Here is a 17,174-nt window from a genome sequence, read left to right as displayed (position 1 = left end):
ATCGAAAATCAGGCTTGCGTCGTCGCGAGTGCGGCGGCGGGATCGGCCTTGCGCGTCACGAGCTTGCGCAGCGCGACGTAGAAGACCGGGGTGAGGAACAGGCCGAACAGCGTGACGCCGAGCATCCCGGAGAACACCGTGATGCCGGTGACCGAGCGCACTTCCGCGCCCGCGCCGTGCGAAAGCACCAGCGGCACCGTGCCGGCGATGAACGCGATCGAGGTCATGACGATCGGGCGCAGTCGCAGGCGGCAGGCTTCCAGCGCCGCTTCGACGATGCCCTTGCCCTGGAGTTCCAGCTCGCGGGCGAACTCGACGATCAGGATCGCGTTCTTGCACGCCAGGCCCATCAGCACGACCAGGCCCACCTGCACGAACACGTTGTTGTCGCCGCCGGTGAGCTTCACGCCGACCAGCGCGGAGAGCAGCGTCATCGGCACGATCAGGATCACGGCCAGCGGCAGCGTCCAGCTTTCATACAACGCGGCCAGCACGAGGAAGGCGAGCAGCACGGCCAGCGGGAACACCACCAGCGCGGCCTTGCCCTGCGTGGCCTGCTGGTAGCTCAGGTCGCTCCAGTCGAAGCCCATGCCGTTCGGCAACACCTGGCCGGCGATCTCCGTGACCTTCTCCATCGCTTCGCCCGAGGACATCTGCTTCGGGTCGTAGCCGCCGAGCAGGTCGGCCGCCGGATAACCGTTGAAGCGCAGCACCGGGTCGGGGCCGTAGGACTGCTTGATCGTGACCATCGAACCGATCGGCACCATCTGGCCGTCGACGTTGCGCGTGCGCAGCTTGGCGATGTCTTCCACGTTGTCGCGGAATTGACCGTCGGCTTGCGCGACGACCTGCCAGGTGCGGCCGAACATGTTGAAGTCGTTGACGTAGGCCGAACCCAGGTAGGTCTGCAGCGTGTCGAACAACTCCGTCAGCGGCACGCCCTGCGCCTTGGCCTTCACGCGGTCGACTTCCGCATCCAGCTGCGGCACGTTGGCCTGGTAGCTGGTGATCGGATAGCCCATGCCCGGCGTCTGCGCGGCGGTGCCCTGGACAGCCTGCACCGCGCTCTGCAGCGCGCCGTAGCCGAGGTTGCTGCGGTCTTCGACGAACAGCGAATAGCCCTGGCCGTTGCCCAGGCCGAGGATCGGCGGCGGCATCAGCGAGAAGGCGAAGCCTTCCTGGATGCCGGCGATCTTCGCGTTGAGCTGGTCGTTGATTTCCTTCGCCGACAGATGACGTTCGTTGAACGGCTTGAGCGGGAAGAACACGACGCCGCTGTTCGGCGTGTTGGTGAACTGCAACGGGTTCAGGCCCGGGAAGGCGACTTCGTGACCGACGCCGTCGATGGTCTTCGCCGCTGCTGCGATCTTCTTCAGCGCCGCATCCGTGCGTTCGATCGACGAACCTTCCGGCATCTTCACGCCGGCGATCAGGTACAGCTTGTCCTGCGTCGGAATGAAGCCCGCCGGCACCCACTGGAACACGAAGCCCGCGGCGATGAGCAGCACGGCATAGACGCCGAACACGCGGCCACGATGGCCGAGCATGCGGCCCACGCCGGTCTGGTAGCGCGAGGAGTTCTTGTTGAAGAAGCGGTTGAACGGACGGAAGATCCAGCCGAAGCCACGCTCGATCAAGCGCGAGAGCAGGTCCTGCTTCGCGCCGTGCGGGCGCAGCAGCTTGGCGGCGAGCGCGGGCGAAAGCGTCAGCGAATTGACCGCCGAGATTACCGTGGAGATGGCGATGGTGACGGCGAACTGCTTGTAGAACTGGCCGGTCACGCCCGACAGGAAGGCCATCGGCACGAACACCGCGCACAACACCAACGCGATCGCAATGATCGGGCCGGAGACTTCCTTCATCGCCAGGTGCGCGGCCTGCAAGGGCGTTGCGCCTTCTTCGATGTGGCGTTCGACGTTTTCCACGACGACGATGGCGTCATCGACCACGATGCCGATCGCGAGGACCAATCCAAACAGGGTGAGCGTGTTGATCGAGAACCCGAGCAGGTGCAGCGCAGCGAAGGTACCCACCACCGACACCGGCACCGCGATCAGGGGAATGATCGACGCGCGCCAGGTCTGCAGGAACAGGATCACCACCAACACCACGAGCAGGGTGGCTTCCAGCAGCGTGCTGACGACGGCCTTGATCGAATCGCGCACGAAGATCGTGGTGTCGTAGACGGTGCGGTATTCCACGCCCGGCGGGAAACGCGACTGCAGTTGGTCCATCTTCGCGACCACCTGGTCGCGGATCGCCAGCGCATTCGCGCCCGGCGCCTGGAACACGCCGATGGCGGCCGCGTTCTGGCCGTCCAGGCGCGCGCGCAGCGTGTAGTCGCCGGCGGCGAGTTCGACGCGCGCGACATCGCCCAGGCGCACGACTTCACCGTCCGCGCCCGACTTCAGCACCACGTCCTTGAACTCTTCGACCGAACGCAGGCGCCCCTGCGCATTGATCGGCGTGAGGAAGTCGCTGCCGTTGGGCATCGGCTCGGCGCCGAGCTGGCCCGCGGACACCTGGATGTTCTGCTCGCGCACGGCGCGCAGCACGTCGCCGGCGGTCATGCCGCGCGCGGCGATCTTGTCCGGGTCCAGCCACAGGCGCATCGCGTAATCGCCGCCGCCGAACTGGTGCGCTTCGCCCACGCCCGGGATCTTCGAGAGTTCATCCTTGACGTGCAGGCGCATGTAGTTGCGCAGGTACAGCGTGTCGTACTTGCCGTCGGTGGAGACCAGGTGCACGACCATCAGGAAGGTCGGCGACTGCTTCTGCGTCGTCACGCCCTGGCGCCGCACATCTTCCGGCAGGCGCGCGAGCGCTTGCGCCACGCGGTTCTGCACCTTCACCGCCGCATCGTCGGCATCGGTGCCCGGCTTGAAGGTGATGGTCATCTGCAGCACGCCGTCGGAACCGGCGACGGACTTGAAATACATCATGTCCTCCACGCCGTTGATCGCTTCCTCCAGCGGCGTGGCCACGGTTTCGGAGATCACCTTCGGGTTCGCGCCCGGATACACGGTGCGCACGATCACCGACGGCGGCACCACTTCGGGGTATTCGCTGATGGGCAGCAGCGGGATGGCGATCAGGCCCGCTGCGAAGATCACGATCGACAGCACCGCGGCGAAGATCGGCCGGTCGATGAAGAATTTTGAAAAGTCCATGAGGGGTTCCTCAGGCAAAAAGGGCTCCGCTCCTCCCCCTGCGAAGGGGGAGGCCGGGAGTTCTCCTCCCCCTGCGAAGGCAGGGGGAGGTTGGGAGGGGGTTGCTTCGGAGAACCCGCGACTACTTCATCGCAACCTTCTCACCAGCCGGCTGCGCACCCATCGCAATCGCCTTCGGCGACACCGGCATGCCCGGCATGAAGACCTTCTGCACGCCATGCACGATGACCTGGTCGGTCGGCGCCAGGCCCGAACGCACCACGCGCAGGCCATCGATCATCGGGCCGGGCACGATGTCCTTGCGCGCGGCGGTGTTGTGCGGACCGAGCACGTAGACGTACTTGCGGTCCTGGTCGGTGAGCACGGCCTTGTCGTCGACGAGCATCGCCTTGAACTTGCCCGTGCCCTTCAACTGCACGCGGGCGAACAGGCCGGGCGTGAACACGCGGTCGGGATTGGCGACCACGGCGCGCGCACGGATCGTGCCGGTCTTCGCATCGACCTGGTTGTCGATGAAGTCCACCGTGCCGTCGTGCGGATAGCCGTCTTCATCGGCCAGACCGATGCGGACCGGGTTGCGCACGCCGTCGCGTTCGCCCTTGCGCGCGAGCGCCGCGTAACGCAGGAACGCCTGCTCGTCGCTTTCGAAGTAGATGTACATCGGGTCTTGCGAGACCAGCGTGGTCAGCAGCGTCGAATCGGTCTGCGCCAGGTTGCCGACGGTCACCAGCGCGCGGCCGGCGCGGCCGTCGATCGGCGAACGCACTTGCGTGAACTGCAGGTCCAGGCGCGCGGCGGCCACGGCGGCTTCGGCGGCGCGGACGCCGGCGTTGCCCTGCGAGGAGGCGGCCTTGCGGATCTCGAACTCTTCGCGCGAGATCGCCTTGGCGTCGATCAGGGTCTGCGCGCGCTTGTCCTGCATCTGCGCGAGCGATTGTTCGGCGCGTGCCTTCTCCAGGTTGGCCAGCGCCTGGTCGAGCGCGGCCTGGTAGGGACGCGGGTCGATCACGAACAACAGGTCGCCTTTCTTGACGTCCTGCCCTTCGTGGTACGCGACGTCCTGCACGTAGCCGCTCACGCGCGGACGCAGGTCGACGGTTTCCACCGCCTGCACGCGGCCGGTGAATTCGTCCCACTCCGCGACGTCCTTGCTCACCACGGTGGCGACGCTGACTTCCGGCGGCGGCGGGGCCGCGGGCGCGGCTTCGCTCGTGCAAGCGGACATCGCGATCGGCAACAGCGCGGCGAGCGCCAGCGTTCCGAGCACCACGCGGTTGACGATCGGCAATCGGTTATCGGCGGGTTGGCGGGTCATGAGCGTCTTCCTTGGAGGGGAGGGGAGAGGGGAGATCGTTGTTGTTGTTGTTCGATGGAGAGAGCGCGCCGAGCAGGCGGCGCGCATCGGCATGGCAGCGTGCGGCGAGTGCAGCGTCGTCGCCATCCGATGTTTGCGTTTGCGATTTGCAGGGACCCTTGCAATGGACGATCGGGTCGATGGCCGTGCCGTCGTTGCGATCGAGCAAGGCGAGTGCGCGATGGCCGACGCCCACGGCATCGGGCCATTGGTCGCAGGCGTGCTTCGCGTTCGCTTCGGTCTTCACCGGCCAATCGAGCGAAAGCAACTGCACGCGGACGCCGCGCGGGCGGGCTTCTTCATGCATCACGCGCGCGAGCATGCGCAACGCGGCGGCGCCGACCGAACGATGCCCGTAACCGGCCCAGGGGTTTTCGCCGCCGGGGCCGTCGACGATCACCCACCCACCGGCGCGGCCGCCCTGTGCGAGCAGCGGCAACAGATGCCGCGCGAGCGACAGATGCGCGACGACGTTCTGGTCGATCGATTCGCGCAGTTCACCGGCCGAGGCATCGAGCAGGCGGCCGCGTTCGCGATCGCTGCACAGGGCCACGACGACGCCGTGGAGCGGACGGTCGAGCTTGCGCAGCGTGCGTTCGAGGGCCGCGGCATCGCGTTCGCTGCCGAGCATGGCGGGAACGATGGAAAGGTCGGCGTGCGCATGCAGTCCTTGCAATGCGCGCAACCCGTCGGTGTCGGGGGAGACGGCGATGACGGGCCGACCGGCGTCGAGCGCAGCGCGGACCACGCCGCGCCCGATGGCGCCGGTCGCGCCGAGGACCAGGAGGGCGGCCGAGGGGCCGACCGGATTGTGACGGGACGTGGACTTCATTGCCCCGCTCCCGGGATAGTTTCTCCCGAATGTGGGACGAAAGCGCGGATCAGGTCGTGGCGCTGCATCGCGCCGGCCACGGCGAGGCCAAGGACGAGCAGCGGCATGCCGACGAGGAAGGCGACCACCACGACCATCAGCCAGGCCGGACCGGCGCCATGTGCCGTCGCTTCACCGATCGCAAGGATTCCCAAGGCCACCAGCGCGATCAGTCCGATCGGCAGGAGCGGCAGGAGAGCGAGACGGGTGCGTTGCTGGGTCGACATGGCCGTAGGGGGTTCGGCGGGAATGGCGTGAAAGGTACGCCCCGGATCGGCACTTGATTAGCTGGCAAAACGGGGAATAATTGTCCCGGCCCCGGTCCAATGTTCCTCCCCCCTACGTGACCGCGGCCCAGAGGAGCCACGCATGGCCCGCGATCTCAACGACACCCTGATCTTCGTCAAGGTGGTCGAGCACGGCAGTTTCATTTCCGCGGCGCGCGCGTTGCGGCTTCCCAAGACCACGGTCAGCCGCAAGGTGCAGGACCTGGAAACGCGCCTGGGCGCGCAGTTGCTCCACCGCACGACGCGCAAGCTCGGGCTGACCGAAGCGGGCAACGTGTATTACGAACATTGCCAGCGCATCGCGCGCGAACTGGACGAAGCCGAAAGCGCGGTGGGCCAGTTGCAGGGCGGTCCGCGCGGTTGGTTGCGCATCACCACGCCCTATTCGATGGGCATCGAGTGGATCGCGCCGCTGCTCGGCGAGTTCCACCAGCGCAATCCCGAAGTCCGCGTGGAATTGGTACTCAACAACGAGCCGCTCGACATCATCGACAAGGAAATCGACGTCGCGCTGCGCGTGGGCAACCTGCCCGATTCCAACCTCGTCGCGCGCCGCCTGGCGACGCTGCGCACGCAGGTGTATGCGAGCCAGCGCTACCTCGAAAAACACGGCGAGCCGCTGCATCCCGACGACCTGCAGCACCACCGCACGCTGGCGATGAACAAGCAGCGCAAGAACGGCGCGGGCTTCAGCTGGCCGCTCCACGACGGCACCAAGAGCACCGAGTTCCGCGTCGATCCGGTGTTCGTCGCCAACGATCCGGCCGGCCTGCGCGGCGCGCTGATCACCGGCGAAGGCTTGATGCTCGGAACCGACATCATGATGCGGCCCTACGTCGAAGCCGGTTACGTGCGGCGCGTGCTGCCGGCGTGGAACGGGCCGGAGTACGAAATGAACGCGGTGTTCCCGCGCGGCCGCGTGCAGTCGCCCAAGGTGCGCGCGTTCGTCGACTTCCTCGTCGAGCGCCTGGATTTCGACGCCGGCATGATGCAGGGCGTCTGCCCCGGATCGAGCTGCACCGAAGTGGGCAAGAAGCCGGCGACGATCGCCAATGCGTATCGGCTTGCGCTGCGCAAGGTGGCGGACGAAGCGCCTGCGGCGCAGACCGCAGACGCGGAAGAGGGCGTCGAGGCCTAGCGCCCGGCTGCGATCCGCACGTCGGCGATCCAGCGCGATCGCCGGCGCGCGAGCCTGGCGTCGACGGTTTCGCCTTCGACGTCGCTGTCGCTGCGGTCGAATCGTGCGGGATCCACGCCTTCGAAGGTGTTGATGTTCACCACCGCGTAATCGCGGCCGTCGATGCGGCACGTCGATGCGACGACCACGCCACATTGCGCGCACACGTGGAAGTCCGCCGTGCGCGTGCCGAAGGCGTAACGTTCGACGCGCGCTGCATCGGCGATGCGCAGGACCAACGCCGCTTGCGGATGCGACGTCCACGTCGCGCCATGCTTGCGGCAGAACGTGCAGCTACAGGCACGCGCGGGAATGCGCGGGGCATCGGCCGGCCATTCCAGCGACAGACGGATGTTGCCGCAGTGGCAGCCGCCTTCGATCATGGGCGCGTCGGCGGCGTGAGGCGCAACAACTTGCCGTCCTGCTCGTCGGTCAACACGTACACCTTGCCGTCGTTGCCCACGCGCACATCGCGGATGCGCGCGCCCAGGTCCTGCAGCAGGCGTTCTTCGCCGACGATCTTGTTGCCCTTCAGCGACAGGCGAATCAGGTTGGATTCGGCGAGCGAGCCGAGGAACAGGCTGTCGTTCCATGCACTGCCGGGGCGCCCGGTGTAGAACGCCATTCCGCTCAGGCCCGGCGATTTCGCCCAGTAGTGGTGCGGTTGTTCCATGTTGGGCGCCGAGGTGCCGATGGATTCGGCGATCTTGTAGCCCGGGTAATCGATGCCGTAGGTGATGATCGGCCAACCGTAATTCTTCCCGGGCTGCGGCAGGTTGATTTCATCGCCGCCGCGCGGGCCGTGCTCGCTTTCCCACAGGGTGCCGGTGCGTGGATCGATCGCCAGGCCCTGCATGTTGCGATGGCCGTAGCTCCAGATTTCCGGGCGCGCGTCCTTGCGGCCGACGAAAGGATTGTCCTGGGGCACGCTGCCGTCCAGGTTCAGGCGCACGAGCTTGCCCTGCAACATGTCCAGTTGCTGCGCCTTCATGCGGTCCTGCCGCTCGCCCTGGGTGATGAAGACATGGCCGTGGCCGTCGAAGGCGATGCGCGAACCGAAATGGTTGGTGCCGGTGAGTTTGGGTTGCTGGCGATAGATCACGCGCACGTCGTGCAGCGCGGTGTCGACCAGCGTCGCGAGGGCCACGGCGGTGCCGGCCGTGTCGTCTTCGCCCGGTTCGGCGAAGCTCAGATACAGTTTCTTGGACGTCGCGAAATCCGGCGCGAGCGCGACATCCAGCAATCCGCCCTGGCCTTGTGCGTACACCGCCGGCACGTTCGCGATCGGCTCGCCCAACGTACCGTCGGGCGCCACGCGGCGCAGGCGGCCCGGGCGTTCGGTGACCAGGAAGTTGCCGTCGGGCAACAACGCGACCGACCAGGGATGTTCGAGGCCATGCGCGATCGTTTCCACGCGCATGCCGTTGGAGGCGGTCGTCGCCGGCGTGCTCGCGGTTCCGCCGCTCGCCGAGGATTGCTGCGCACTGCACGCCGTGGCGCAAACCAACGCCGCGATCGCCAAGCTCATCCGAATCATGCCCGCTTCCTCGCCGCTCGGTCCCGGCCTCAACGGTACCCCGCCGCCTGCAATTCGAACAGTTCCGCATACCGCCCGCCCTGCGCGAGCAGTTCGGTGTGCGTCCCGCTGGCCTCCAGCCGCCCTTCGTCGAGCACGAGGATGCGGTCGGCCATGCGCACGCTGGAGAAGCGATGCGAGATCAGCACCGCGGTGCGCCCGTGCGAGAGTTCCTTGAAGCGCTGGAAGACTTCGAACTCGCTGCGCGCATCCAGCGCCGCGGTGGGTTCATCGAGGATCATGACCTGCGCATCGCGCATGTAGGCGCGCGCGATGGCGACCTTCTGCCATTGGCCGCCGGAGAGATCCACGCCGGTGCGGAAGCGGCGGCCGATCACCTGGTCGTAGCCATTCGGCAATCCGGCGACGACCTGGTCGGCGTAGGCGCGCCGCGCTGCGGCTTCGATGCGCGCGCGGTCGTCCATCGCGTCGATCTGGCCGACACCGATGTTCTCCGCGGCGGTGAGGTGATAGCGCACGAAATCCTGGAAGATCACGCCGATGTTCGCGCGCAGGTCTTCGAGGTCGTAGTCGCGCAGATCGCGGCCGTCGAGCAGGATGCGGCCTTCGTCGGGGTCGTACAGGCGCGCGAGCAGTTTGACGAGCGTGGTCTTGCCCGCGCCGTTTTCGCCCACCAGCGCGAGCACTTCGCCGGCGCGCAATTCGAAGTGCAACTCGCGCAGGGCCCAGCGCTCGGCATCGGGATAGCGGAAGCCGACGCCTTCGAACGCGAAGCCGCGCGCGATGGGCCGCGGGATCGCGATGGCGCCGGGCTTGGAACGGATTTCCGGTTGGATCTCGAAGAACGAATACAGATCGTCGAGATACAAGGCTTGCCCCGCCACCTGCGAGAAGCCGACCAGCAGGCCTTCGAGTAATTGACGCAATCGGCGGAAGCTGCCGGCGAGGAACGTCAGGTCGCCGATGCTGAAATCGCCCTTCACCGTGCGCCAGGCGATGTACCCGTACGCGAGGTAATAACCCAGCGTGCCGAAGGCCGCCAACAAGGTACCCCACAGCGCGCGTCGTCGCGCGAGGCTGCGATTCGCGATCAGGAACTGCGCCGACAACGCGCGATACCGCGCGATGAAATAACGGTGCAGGTTGAAGATCTTCACTTCCTTCGCGGTCTCGACGCTCGCGCCCATCTGGCGGAGGTATTCGAGCTGCCTGCGCTCGGGCGTCCACTGGAAGTTGAGTTGGTAATTGAGCGCGTTGAAGTGCGACTCGCCGACGAAGGCCGGAATCAGCGCCACGCCCAGCAGCACGATCAGCCACGGCGCGTACACGACCAGGCCCGCGATGAAACTGACCACCGTCACCGCATCCTGCACCTGCCCGAACAACTGGCTCAGCAGGTTCATGCGCCCCATCGTCTGGCGACGCGCGCGGTCGAGGCGATCCTGCAATTCGGGATCTTCGAAATCTTCCAGGTCGAGCGTCGCCGCGTGTTCCATCAGGCGCACGCTGGTGGCGTTGGTGAACATCTCCGACAGCACCGAATCGGCGTAGCTCACCAGGCGGGCGAGCAGGTCGGAGGCGATGGCCAGGCCGAATTCGAGCAGCAGCAGCGTCAGCAGGTGATCGATCGCGCCGCCGTGCCATGCGGCGGGGAGCGATTCGAAGGCCAGGCCCTGGCCGACCAGGCGCACCGCTTCGTCGATGATCAGCTTGCCGACGTAGAGCGTTGCGATCGGCAGCAACGCGCGGACCAGGCGCAGGCCGAGGCTGGTGAGCGTCAGGGGGCGGGAGGTCGCCCAGATCTCGCGCAGGAACGGCGGCAGGTTGCGCAGGGCGCCGACGCGTTCGCGGAGCGTGGGGTTGTCGGCCATTCCCGCCAGTGTCGCGGTCGGCGGGTGATGGAGGAAAAAAGAAAGGGGCGCGGCCTGCACCGCGCCCCCGAGGGACGGAACCGGGGAGGGGAGACCCGGCTGCGTAATGGTTAGGACCGCTTACTCGAAGACAAGTTCCGCGTCGCCGGAGAAGGTTTCGATGCGGATCAGGCCGTTGCCCGAGCCGTAGCGGTGTTCGAAGCTCGCGCCCGGGCCGTACTTCGGGCGTTCGATCTTCGCGTCGGGCGCGGTGAGATCGCCGCTGAAGGTCTCGCCCGAGGCCTGCGCCGAGGTGTTCTTCGGCAGGATCAGGTGCAGGTCGCCGCTGACCGATTCGGACTTGAACTCGCCGCCGTTCTGCAGGCCGGCGCGCACCTTGGCGTCGCCGGAGACCGTCGAAACCGAGATGTGGCGCAGCGCCTTGCCGTTGGTGTCGGCTTCGATGTTGCCCGAGACGGTTTCCACCGACATCTCGCCGTCGAGCTTGCCGCGCAGGTTGAGGTCGCCGCTGACCGACGAGGCTTTGACGTCGCGCGTGTTCAAGGTGAGCGTGAGATCGCCGCTGACGCTTTCGATGTCCGCCTCGCGCGGCGCGCCGGCGACGACGACATCGCCGCTCACGCTGTCGATCTGCAGCGAGGCGCCCGCGGTGCCGACGACATCGACCGTCGCCGAGACCGAATCGATCTCCAGTTCGGCCAGCACCGGCACGTTGAGGATCAGGTCGGTCGGCTCGGTGTTGTCGTTGCTGCGCCAACCGCTGCGGCCGCGCGGATATTCCACGCGCACGACCAGGTCGTTCTCGTCACCGTCGATCACCAGCTTCTCGACGCCCTTGCCGAGGCTGCCGCCGATGTGGACTTCCTTCTTGTCCCACACGCGCACCTGGATGCGGCCCTTGAGGTTTTCGATCTCGATGTGGCCACGCGCGTCGAGCGGACGGGTTTCGTTGATCGGCGTGGCGGCCCACGCCGAGGGTGCGGCCACGCAGGCCAGGAGGGTGAGTGCGATCAGGGAGCGGGTCATCGAGGTGTCTCCGAAAAAATGGTGCGAGCGGTCAGCTGGCGAGCGAAGTGCGGGCCAAACGCTGGGTCAGTTCCAGGCGCCGCGTGTAAGTGCGTTGCAGGCGGCCGAGCAGGAAGCGCGCGTCCGGGTCGCGCGCCAGCGCGGTGCGGATCTGCGCGGCGCTGCGGTCGAGTACCTTGAGTTGCGCGTCGCCCTTGGCCGGCGGCGGCGTGTAGGCATCGATCTCCTTCAGCGCCGCCTGGTATTCGCGCGTCATCGCTTCGGCTTCGACGGCGATGATGCGGCCGTGCACGCCGGGGGCGGGCGCCGGGACATCGGGTGTCACGGGGCGTACCTGCCAGGCGATGCCGAGCGCCAGCGCGAGCGAGGCCGCGGTGGCCAGTGGAATGAGCGGGCGCCAGGACTTGCGAACCGGCGCGGACGCGACTTGCGGCGTCGCGGCGATGCGCGAGGCGATCGCGGGCCACAGGTCGGCGGCGGGCGCGAGATCTGTGCGCAGGGCGCGCAGTTCCCATCGCAGCGCGTCGGGGAGGTGACTGTCTTGTTTGTCGATGTCATGCGTCATGGGAACCTCCGAGGCGCGTGCGCAGCAATCCGCGCGCGCGATGCAACTGGGCCTTCGAACTGCCGACCGCCATGCCGAGTTCGGTGGCGATCTCTTCATGCTTCCAACCTTCCACGTCATGCAACACCAGCACTGCGCGCGCCCGCGGGGGAAGGGTGGCCACGGCGCGCTCCAGGTCCATCGTCAGCGCCGTGCCGTGGCCGGCCGAATCGGGCGTGCCGAGTTGGTCGAGCGCGTCCTCGTCGTCGCTGGCCTGCGGCCGGCTGCGGCGCGCGCGCAATTCCATCAGGGCGGTGTTCACGGCCAGGCGGTGCAGCCAGGTGGTGAACGCGCTTTCGAAGCGATAGCCCGGCAGGGCCTGCCAGCACCGCACGAAGGCTTCCTGCGTGAGGTCTTCCGCGCGGCCGGCGTGGCCGCCGACCAGGCGCATGATCACGCCGTGGACCCGCGCGTTATGGCGCCGGTAGATCGCCTCGAAAGCGCTCGCGTCGCCACGCCCCGCCGCACGCACCAACGCGCCATCGACGTCCTCGCCGGGCTCGGCGGACGGGAGTGCTGCTGTGGCTTGTGGTGTCCATGCGGTCACGGCGGAGGTCAGCATACTCACTCCGATGCACGGGCAGCCGGCAGGGTTTAGAGCGGCTCGTGGGGGCCGGGCCGGGCCAGGGCGCACTTGCTAGAATCGCGCCTTTCGCACGCCCCCGGTTGTCCCGTGACCCACGCTGCTCCTTCGTCCCGCCCCGCAGGCCCCGTCTCCATCCGCCAGGAAGACCTGATCCAGTCGGTCGCCGACGCCCTGCAGTACATCTCCTACTACCACCCCGTCGACTACATCAAGAACCTCGCAGCCGCCTACGAGCGCGAGCAGAGCGTGGCCGCGAAGGACGCGATCGCCCAGATCCTGATCAATTCGCGCATGTGCGCCGAAGGCCACCGCCCGATCTGCCAGGACACCGGCATCGTCACGGTCTTCCTCACCATCGGCATGGACATCCGCTGGGACGACGCCACGATGGGCGTGGAGGAGATGGTCCACGAAGGCGTGCGCCGCGCCTACAACCATCCCGACAACAAGCTGCGCGCCAGCGTGCTCGCCGATCCTGCGGGCAAGCGCACCAACACGAAGGACAACACGCCGGGCGTGGTGAACGTCCGCGTCGTGCCGGGCAACATGGTCGAGGTCATCGTCGCGGCCAAGGGCGGCGGGTCGGAAGCCAAGTCGAAGTTCGCGATGCTCAACCCGTCCGATTCCATCGTCGACTGGGTGCTGAAGACCGTCCCGACCATGGGCGCCGGCTGGTGCCCGCCGGGCATGCTCGGCATCGGCATCGGCGGCACCGCCGAGAAGGCGATGCTGTTGGCGAAGGAAGCGCTGATGGAGCCGATCGACATCGTCGAGCTGCAGGCGCGCGGCGCGTCCAACCGCGCCGAGGAATTGCGCCTGGAGCTCTACGAGAAGGTCAACGCGCTGGGCATCGGCGCGCAGGGCCTGGGCGGCCTGACCACGGTGCTCGACATCAAGGTCAAGGATTACCCGACCCACGCGGCGAACCTGCCGATCGCGCTGATCCCCAACTGCGCCGCCACGCGCCACGCGCATTTCGTGCTCGACGGCAGCGGGCCGGTGATGCTGGATCCGCCGTCGCTGGAAGATTGGCCGAAGCTCACCTACGACGCGTCCAAGGGCCGGCGCGTCGACCTGGACACGCTCACGAAGGAAGACCTCGCGACCTGGCAACCGGGCGAAGTCCTGCTGCTCAACGGCAAGCTGCTCACCGGTCGCGATGCCGCGCACAAGCGCATCGTCGAAATGTTGAACCGCGGCGAATCCTTGCCCGTCGACCTGCGCGGCCGTTTCATCTACTACGTCGGCCCGGTCGATCCGGTGCGCGACGAAGTCGTCGGCCCCGCCGGCCCGACCACCGCCACGCGCATGGACAAGTTCACCGAACAGGTGCTCGCGCAGACCGGCCTGCTCGGCATGGTCGGCAAAGCCGAACGCGGACCGGTCGCGATCGAGGCGATCCGCAAGCACGGCTCGGCCTACCTCATGGCGGTCGGCGGCGCGGCCTACCTGGTCTCCAAGGCGATCAAGGCCTCGAAGGTCGTCGCGTTCGAAGACCTCGGCATGGAAGCGATCTACGAATTCACCGTGCAGGACATGCCGGTCACGGTGGCGGTCGATGCGAAGGGCACGTCGGTGCACGAGACCGGCCCGCGGGAATGGCAAGCGCGCATCGGGAACATCCCGGTGGTGGTCGCTTGATCGCCCCGACACTCGTCGAACACGACGCCGACGGCCAGCCCTTCAAGGTGCGATTCGAACAGCACCACGGCTACGTGCGCGCCTACGTGCACGAAGGCCGCGACAGCCTGGAAGTCTCCATCGCCATGTGGCAAATGCTCGGCACGTATTGCCGCGCGCACGGCGCCACGCGGCTGCTGGTGGTCGAAGACCTCGACGGCACGGTGCCGCTCGAACAGGTCGACACCGTCATCGCCGCGATGGCCGACGCCGGCTTCGGCGCGATCCGCACCGCCTTCGTCGAACTGCAGGACGACCTGCAGGGCAGCGAACACGGTTCGATCCTCGCCAGCGAACGCGGCGTGCAGGTCTACGTGACCAACGACGAATTCGTCGCGCGCCACTGGCTAATGTACGGGGAGTAGCGCCTCACTCCGGCGTCGAGGGGTTCTTGTCGTCGAGCAGGTTCACGTCCTCGGACTTGCGCTGCGCTTCGGCGAGTTGCGCGTCGATTTCCTTGTCCTTCGAGGTGTCGACGTGCATCGCGTGTTCCACCGTGGGCATTGATGGTTCGACCGCGGGCGCCGGCGTGCCGGCGCGGCGCACGCCGCCCTTGTCGAGCGCGGACTTGACCGCACGCATCGCTTCGCTGCGCACGCGCGGCACGCTGTTTTCGCGCTGGTCGACCCAGCCCAGGAACTGCGCCTTCAATTGATCGTGCAGGTATTCGACGATCAGCGCGTTGGGCTTGGGATCCTCGAGCACGCCCTTGATCCCGCGCAAGCGTTCCAGGCCGAGCCGGAGTGCATCGCCCACCGACGCGTTCGGATCCAGCGGCACGATGAAGTCGAAGCGGCGCTTCGGGTTTTCCGTGTAGTTGAGGACGACGGAGCGAAACACCAGCGCGTTGGGCAGCGCGACCTGGTTGCCGTCGAGCGTCATCAGCAGGGTGGTGCGCGAGGTCAACGCAACCACCTTGCCTTCGTGCACGCGATCCACGACCACGTGGTCGCCCGGCGCGAAGGGCCGGCGCAGGCTGAGCAGGATGCCGGCGATGTAGTTCTCCGCGATGTCCTTGAACGCGAAACCGAGTACCAGGCCGATGACGCCCGCCGAGCCGAGCACCGCGCCGACGAGCGAAGAAGCGCCCAGCAGATCCAGCGCGACCAGGATGCCGACCAGCGTGATCGCACCCTGCACCAGGCGGCGGAGCAGGGCCTCCATGTAGGGGTTGTTGCTGTGCACGCGCGCCATCCAGCGCATGCGGCGCGAGAGGCTGCGGCCGATCCACGCGGCCAGCAACACGATCGCCATCGCGATGACCAGCAAGGGCGTGGCCGCCACCAGGCGCACGAGTTTGTCGCCGACCGCCCGCACCGCCACCTGGAAGCGATCGGACAGCTTGGTGCTGAGCTCGACGCGGTTCTCCACGCCCGTCACGCCGGCGGTCTGCGCGGCGATGGCGCCGGCCATCTCGATGTCCGCCTTGGTCACCGCTTCGCCGTGCAGCATCGCGACGCGATTGATCACGCTGACGTCCACGTCGCTCAACTGCGGTTGCGAGGCCAGGCGCGCTTCCACGCGCTTGCCGAGCGCGCGGTCGGTCGCATCGACGGCGCCGGCGACCGACGTGGCGGCCGATGGCAGCGTGGCGGCCGGCGCGCCGGCATGGGCGCCGAAGGACAACAGGAACAGCAGGGGCGCAAGGCGCGCGGCGAGCGATCGGGTCATTCGCAACCGTCGTGGCGTCGGAAAGGCCCCGCCAGTCTACAACTGCGAGCGGATCGGCAGGATCACGCGCTCGATGAACTTCTCCTTGAGCGGTCGCTTCTCCCACATTTCGTAGGTATAGCCCTTCGACTTCGCCAGGTCCTGCTCGAAGATCTTCGTCATGCGATCGGCGAACTGCGTGTCGTAGACGTTGAGGCTCGCCTCGTCGTTGAGCTGGAAGCTGCGCAGGTCGAAGTTGGTCGAACCCACCGACGTCATCTCCTTGTCCACGATCAGCATCTTGTTGTGGAACATGGTCGGTTCGTATTCGCTGATCGCGATGCCCGCTTTCAACAACGGGCCCCAATCCATGCGCGAGGCGTGGCGCGCGGCGTCCGAATCGGTGTTCTTGCCCGGCACGATCACGCGGATGCGCACGCCGCGCTTGCGTGCCGCGAGCAGCGCATTGGTGATCAATTTGTCGGGAATGAAGTACGCCGCTTCCAGGTCGATGGTGTGCGTGGCCGCGGCGATCGCCATCAGGTACATCAGGTGCATGCTCTCGCTGCCGCCGCTGGGCGAGCTGAGGAACAGGTGCGCGTCCATGCCGTCGGCGCTTTCCAGCGGCGGGAAGTTGTCGGGGCCGTTGAGCACTTCGCCCGTGGTCTTGATCCAGTTGTCGTTGAACGCCGCCTGGAACTGCGCGACCACCGGGCCTTCGACGCGGAAATGCATGTCGCGCCAGTGATCCTTGTCCTGGCCATGGCCCTTCCACGGATCGCCGATGCCCACGCCGCCGGTGAAGCCCACGCGCCCGTCGATGATCAGCAGCTTGCGATGGGTGCGATTGTTCATGCGCGCCAGGTTGTACCAATGCAGCGGGCGATAACGCACCACGTGCACGCCGGCCTGTTTCATCTGGTCGAGCAAGGACTCTTCCATGTTGTAGCTGCCGGCCCAGTCGATGGTGACGTGGACCTGCACGCCGGCTTTCGCGCGCTCGCACAGCGCGGCGGCGAAGTCGCGGCCGATCTGGCCTTCCCAGTAGATGTAGGTTTCGAAGCTGATCGTCTTCTTCGCGCTGCGGATGCCTTCGAGCATCGCGGGGAAGATCTCGTCGCCGTTCTGCAGGTCCTGGATCACGTTGTGCGAGAGGATCGCGGGGCCGAGGAGTACGCCCATCTCGCGACGGAACTGCGGGTCGGCCACCGCGTAACGGTGTTCGACCTTGCGTTCGATCTGTTTTTCCGGCTTGACGAAGTTCAGGCCGAGAACGACGACCAAACCGGTCACGAGGATGGTGACGATGACGACGGTCAGCATGCGGGTCTTGCTCCAGCGCATCGCGCGCCCCGGGTCCA

Annotated in this window: 15 protein-coding genes; 3 read left to right on the top strand and 12 right to left on the bottom strand. The window is 67.0% G+C overall.

Annotated features, from left to right (window positions below):
• Positions 1–8 precede the first annotated feature (8 nt).
• The 4 genes from AC1DOM_RS10975 to AC1DOM_RS10960 all read right to left on the bottom strand — a co-directional run bounded on the left by AC1DOM_RS10975 (position 9) and on the right by AC1DOM_RS10960 (position 5,622).
• On the bottom strand, positions 9–3,170 hold the full coding sequence (locus tag AC1DOM_RS10975) for an efflux RND transporter permease subunit (protein WP_498963179.1): 3,162 nt from the start codon (positions 3,168–3,170) through the stop codon (positions 9–11).
• A gap of 121 nt (positions 3,171–3,291) precedes the next feature.
• Positions 3,292–4,485, bottom strand: coding sequence for an efflux RND transporter periplasmic adaptor subunit (locus tag AC1DOM_RS10970; RefSeq protein ID WP_498963177.1), 1,194 nt, complete (start codon positions 4,483–4,485; stop codon positions 3,292–3,294).
• Positions 4,463–5,356, bottom strand: a complete 894-nt coding sequence (locus AC1DOM_RS10965) for an SDR family NAD(P)-dependent oxidoreductase (RefSeq protein WP_498963175.1) — start codon at positions 5,354–5,356, stop codon at positions 4,463–4,465. Before AC1DOM_RS10965 ends, AC1DOM_RS10970 begins: the two co-directional genes overlap by 23 nt.
• Positions 5,353–5,622 carry a hypothetical protein gene (locus AC1DOM_RS10960; protein WP_498963173.1) on the bottom strand — a complete coding sequence of 90 codons (270 nt, stop codon included), beginning with the start codon at positions 5,620–5,622 and terminating at the stop codon, positions 5,353–5,355. The genes AC1DOM_RS10965 and AC1DOM_RS10960 overlap by 4 nt, the downstream gene beginning before the upstream one ends.
• 142 nt (positions 5,623–5,764) lie before the next feature.
• Here AC1DOM_RS10960 and AC1DOM_RS10955 point away from each other — a divergent pair, with 142 nt between their 5' ends.
• Complete coding sequence (locus AC1DOM_RS10955) at positions 5,765–6,820, top strand: LysR family transcriptional regulator (RefSeq protein ID WP_498963171.1); 1,056 nt, start codon at positions 5,765–5,767, stop codon at positions 6,818–6,820.
• Here the strand turns inward: AC1DOM_RS10955 and AC1DOM_RS10950 are convergent.
• The 6 genes from AC1DOM_RS10950 to AC1DOM_RS10925 all read right to left on the bottom strand — a co-directional run bounded on the left by AC1DOM_RS10950 (position 6,817) and on the right by AC1DOM_RS10925 (position 12,459).
• Positions 6,817–7,242, bottom strand: coding sequence for a GFA family protein (locus AC1DOM_RS10950; protein WP_498963169.1), 426 nt, complete (start codon positions 7,240–7,242; stop codon positions 6,817–6,819). The two genes, AC1DOM_RS10955 and AC1DOM_RS10950, sit on opposite strands and share 4 nt — an antisense overlap.
• On the bottom strand, positions 7,239–8,396 hold the full coding sequence (locus tag AC1DOM_RS10945) for a PQQ-dependent sugar dehydrogenase (protein WP_498963167.1): 1,158 nt from the start codon (positions 8,394–8,396) through the stop codon (positions 7,239–7,241). The genes AC1DOM_RS10950 and AC1DOM_RS10945 overlap by 4 nt, the downstream gene beginning before the upstream one ends.
• Positions 8,397–8,425: 29 nt before the next feature.
• Complete coding sequence (locus AC1DOM_RS10940; RefSeq protein WP_498963165.1) at positions 8,426–10,267, bottom strand: ABC transporter ATP-binding protein; 1,842 nt, start codon at positions 10,265–10,267, stop codon at positions 8,426–8,428.
• A gap of 120 nt (positions 10,268–10,387) precedes the next feature.
• Positions 10,388–11,293, bottom strand: coding sequence for a DUF4097 family beta strand repeat-containing protein (locus AC1DOM_RS10935; protein ID WP_498963163.1), 906 nt, complete (start codon positions 11,291–11,293; stop codon positions 10,388–10,390).
• A 31-nt stretch (positions 11,294–11,324) separates the two neighbouring features.
• A complete protein-coding gene (locus AC1DOM_RS10930; RefSeq protein WP_498963161.1) occupies positions 11,325–11,858 on the bottom strand; it encodes a hypothetical protein in 534 nt (177 codons plus the stop codon).
• A complete protein-coding gene (locus AC1DOM_RS10925) occupies positions 11,848–12,459 on the bottom strand; it encodes an RNA polymerase sigma factor (protein ID WP_498963159.1) in 612 nt (203 codons plus the stop codon). Before AC1DOM_RS10925 ends, AC1DOM_RS10930 begins: the two co-directional genes overlap by 11 nt.
• A gap of 111 nt (positions 12,460–12,570) precedes the next feature.
• Here AC1DOM_RS10925 and AC1DOM_RS10920 point away from each other — a divergent pair, with 111 nt between their 5' ends.
• Together AC1DOM_RS10920 and AC1DOM_RS10915 are read left to right on the top strand one after the other, a co-directional pair.
• A complete protein-coding gene (locus AC1DOM_RS10920) occupies positions 12,571–14,124 on the top strand; it encodes a fumarate hydratase (RefSeq protein WP_498963157.1) in 1,554 nt (517 codons plus the stop codon).
• Entirely contained in the window at positions 14,121–14,528 is a 408-nt protein-coding gene (locus AC1DOM_RS10915) for a hypothetical protein (RefSeq protein WP_498963155.1), read from the top strand. The genes AC1DOM_RS10920 and AC1DOM_RS10915 overlap by 4 nt, the downstream gene beginning before the upstream one ends.
• Positions 14,529–14,532: 4 nt before the next feature.
• Here the strand turns inward: AC1DOM_RS10915 and AC1DOM_RS10910 are convergent, their stop codons facing one another.
• Positions 14,533–15,834, bottom strand: coding sequence for a mechanosensitive ion channel domain-containing protein (locus AC1DOM_RS10910; RefSeq protein WP_498963153.1), 1,302 nt, complete (start codon positions 15,832–15,834; stop codon positions 14,533–14,535).
• 36 nt (positions 15,835–15,870) lie between these two features.
• Positions 15,871–17,136: a phospholipase D-like domain-containing protein gene (locus AC1DOM_RS10905; protein WP_498963476.1), complete on the bottom strand. Its 1,266-nt coding sequence runs from the start codon at positions 17,134–17,136 to the stop codon at positions 15,871–15,873.
• Positions 17,137–17,174: the final 38 nt, after the last annotated feature.

It is taken from the genome of Lysobacter sp. P5_B12 (genome assembly GCF_056400425.1).
This window is presented reverse-complemented; position numbering and strand designations above follow the sequence as displayed.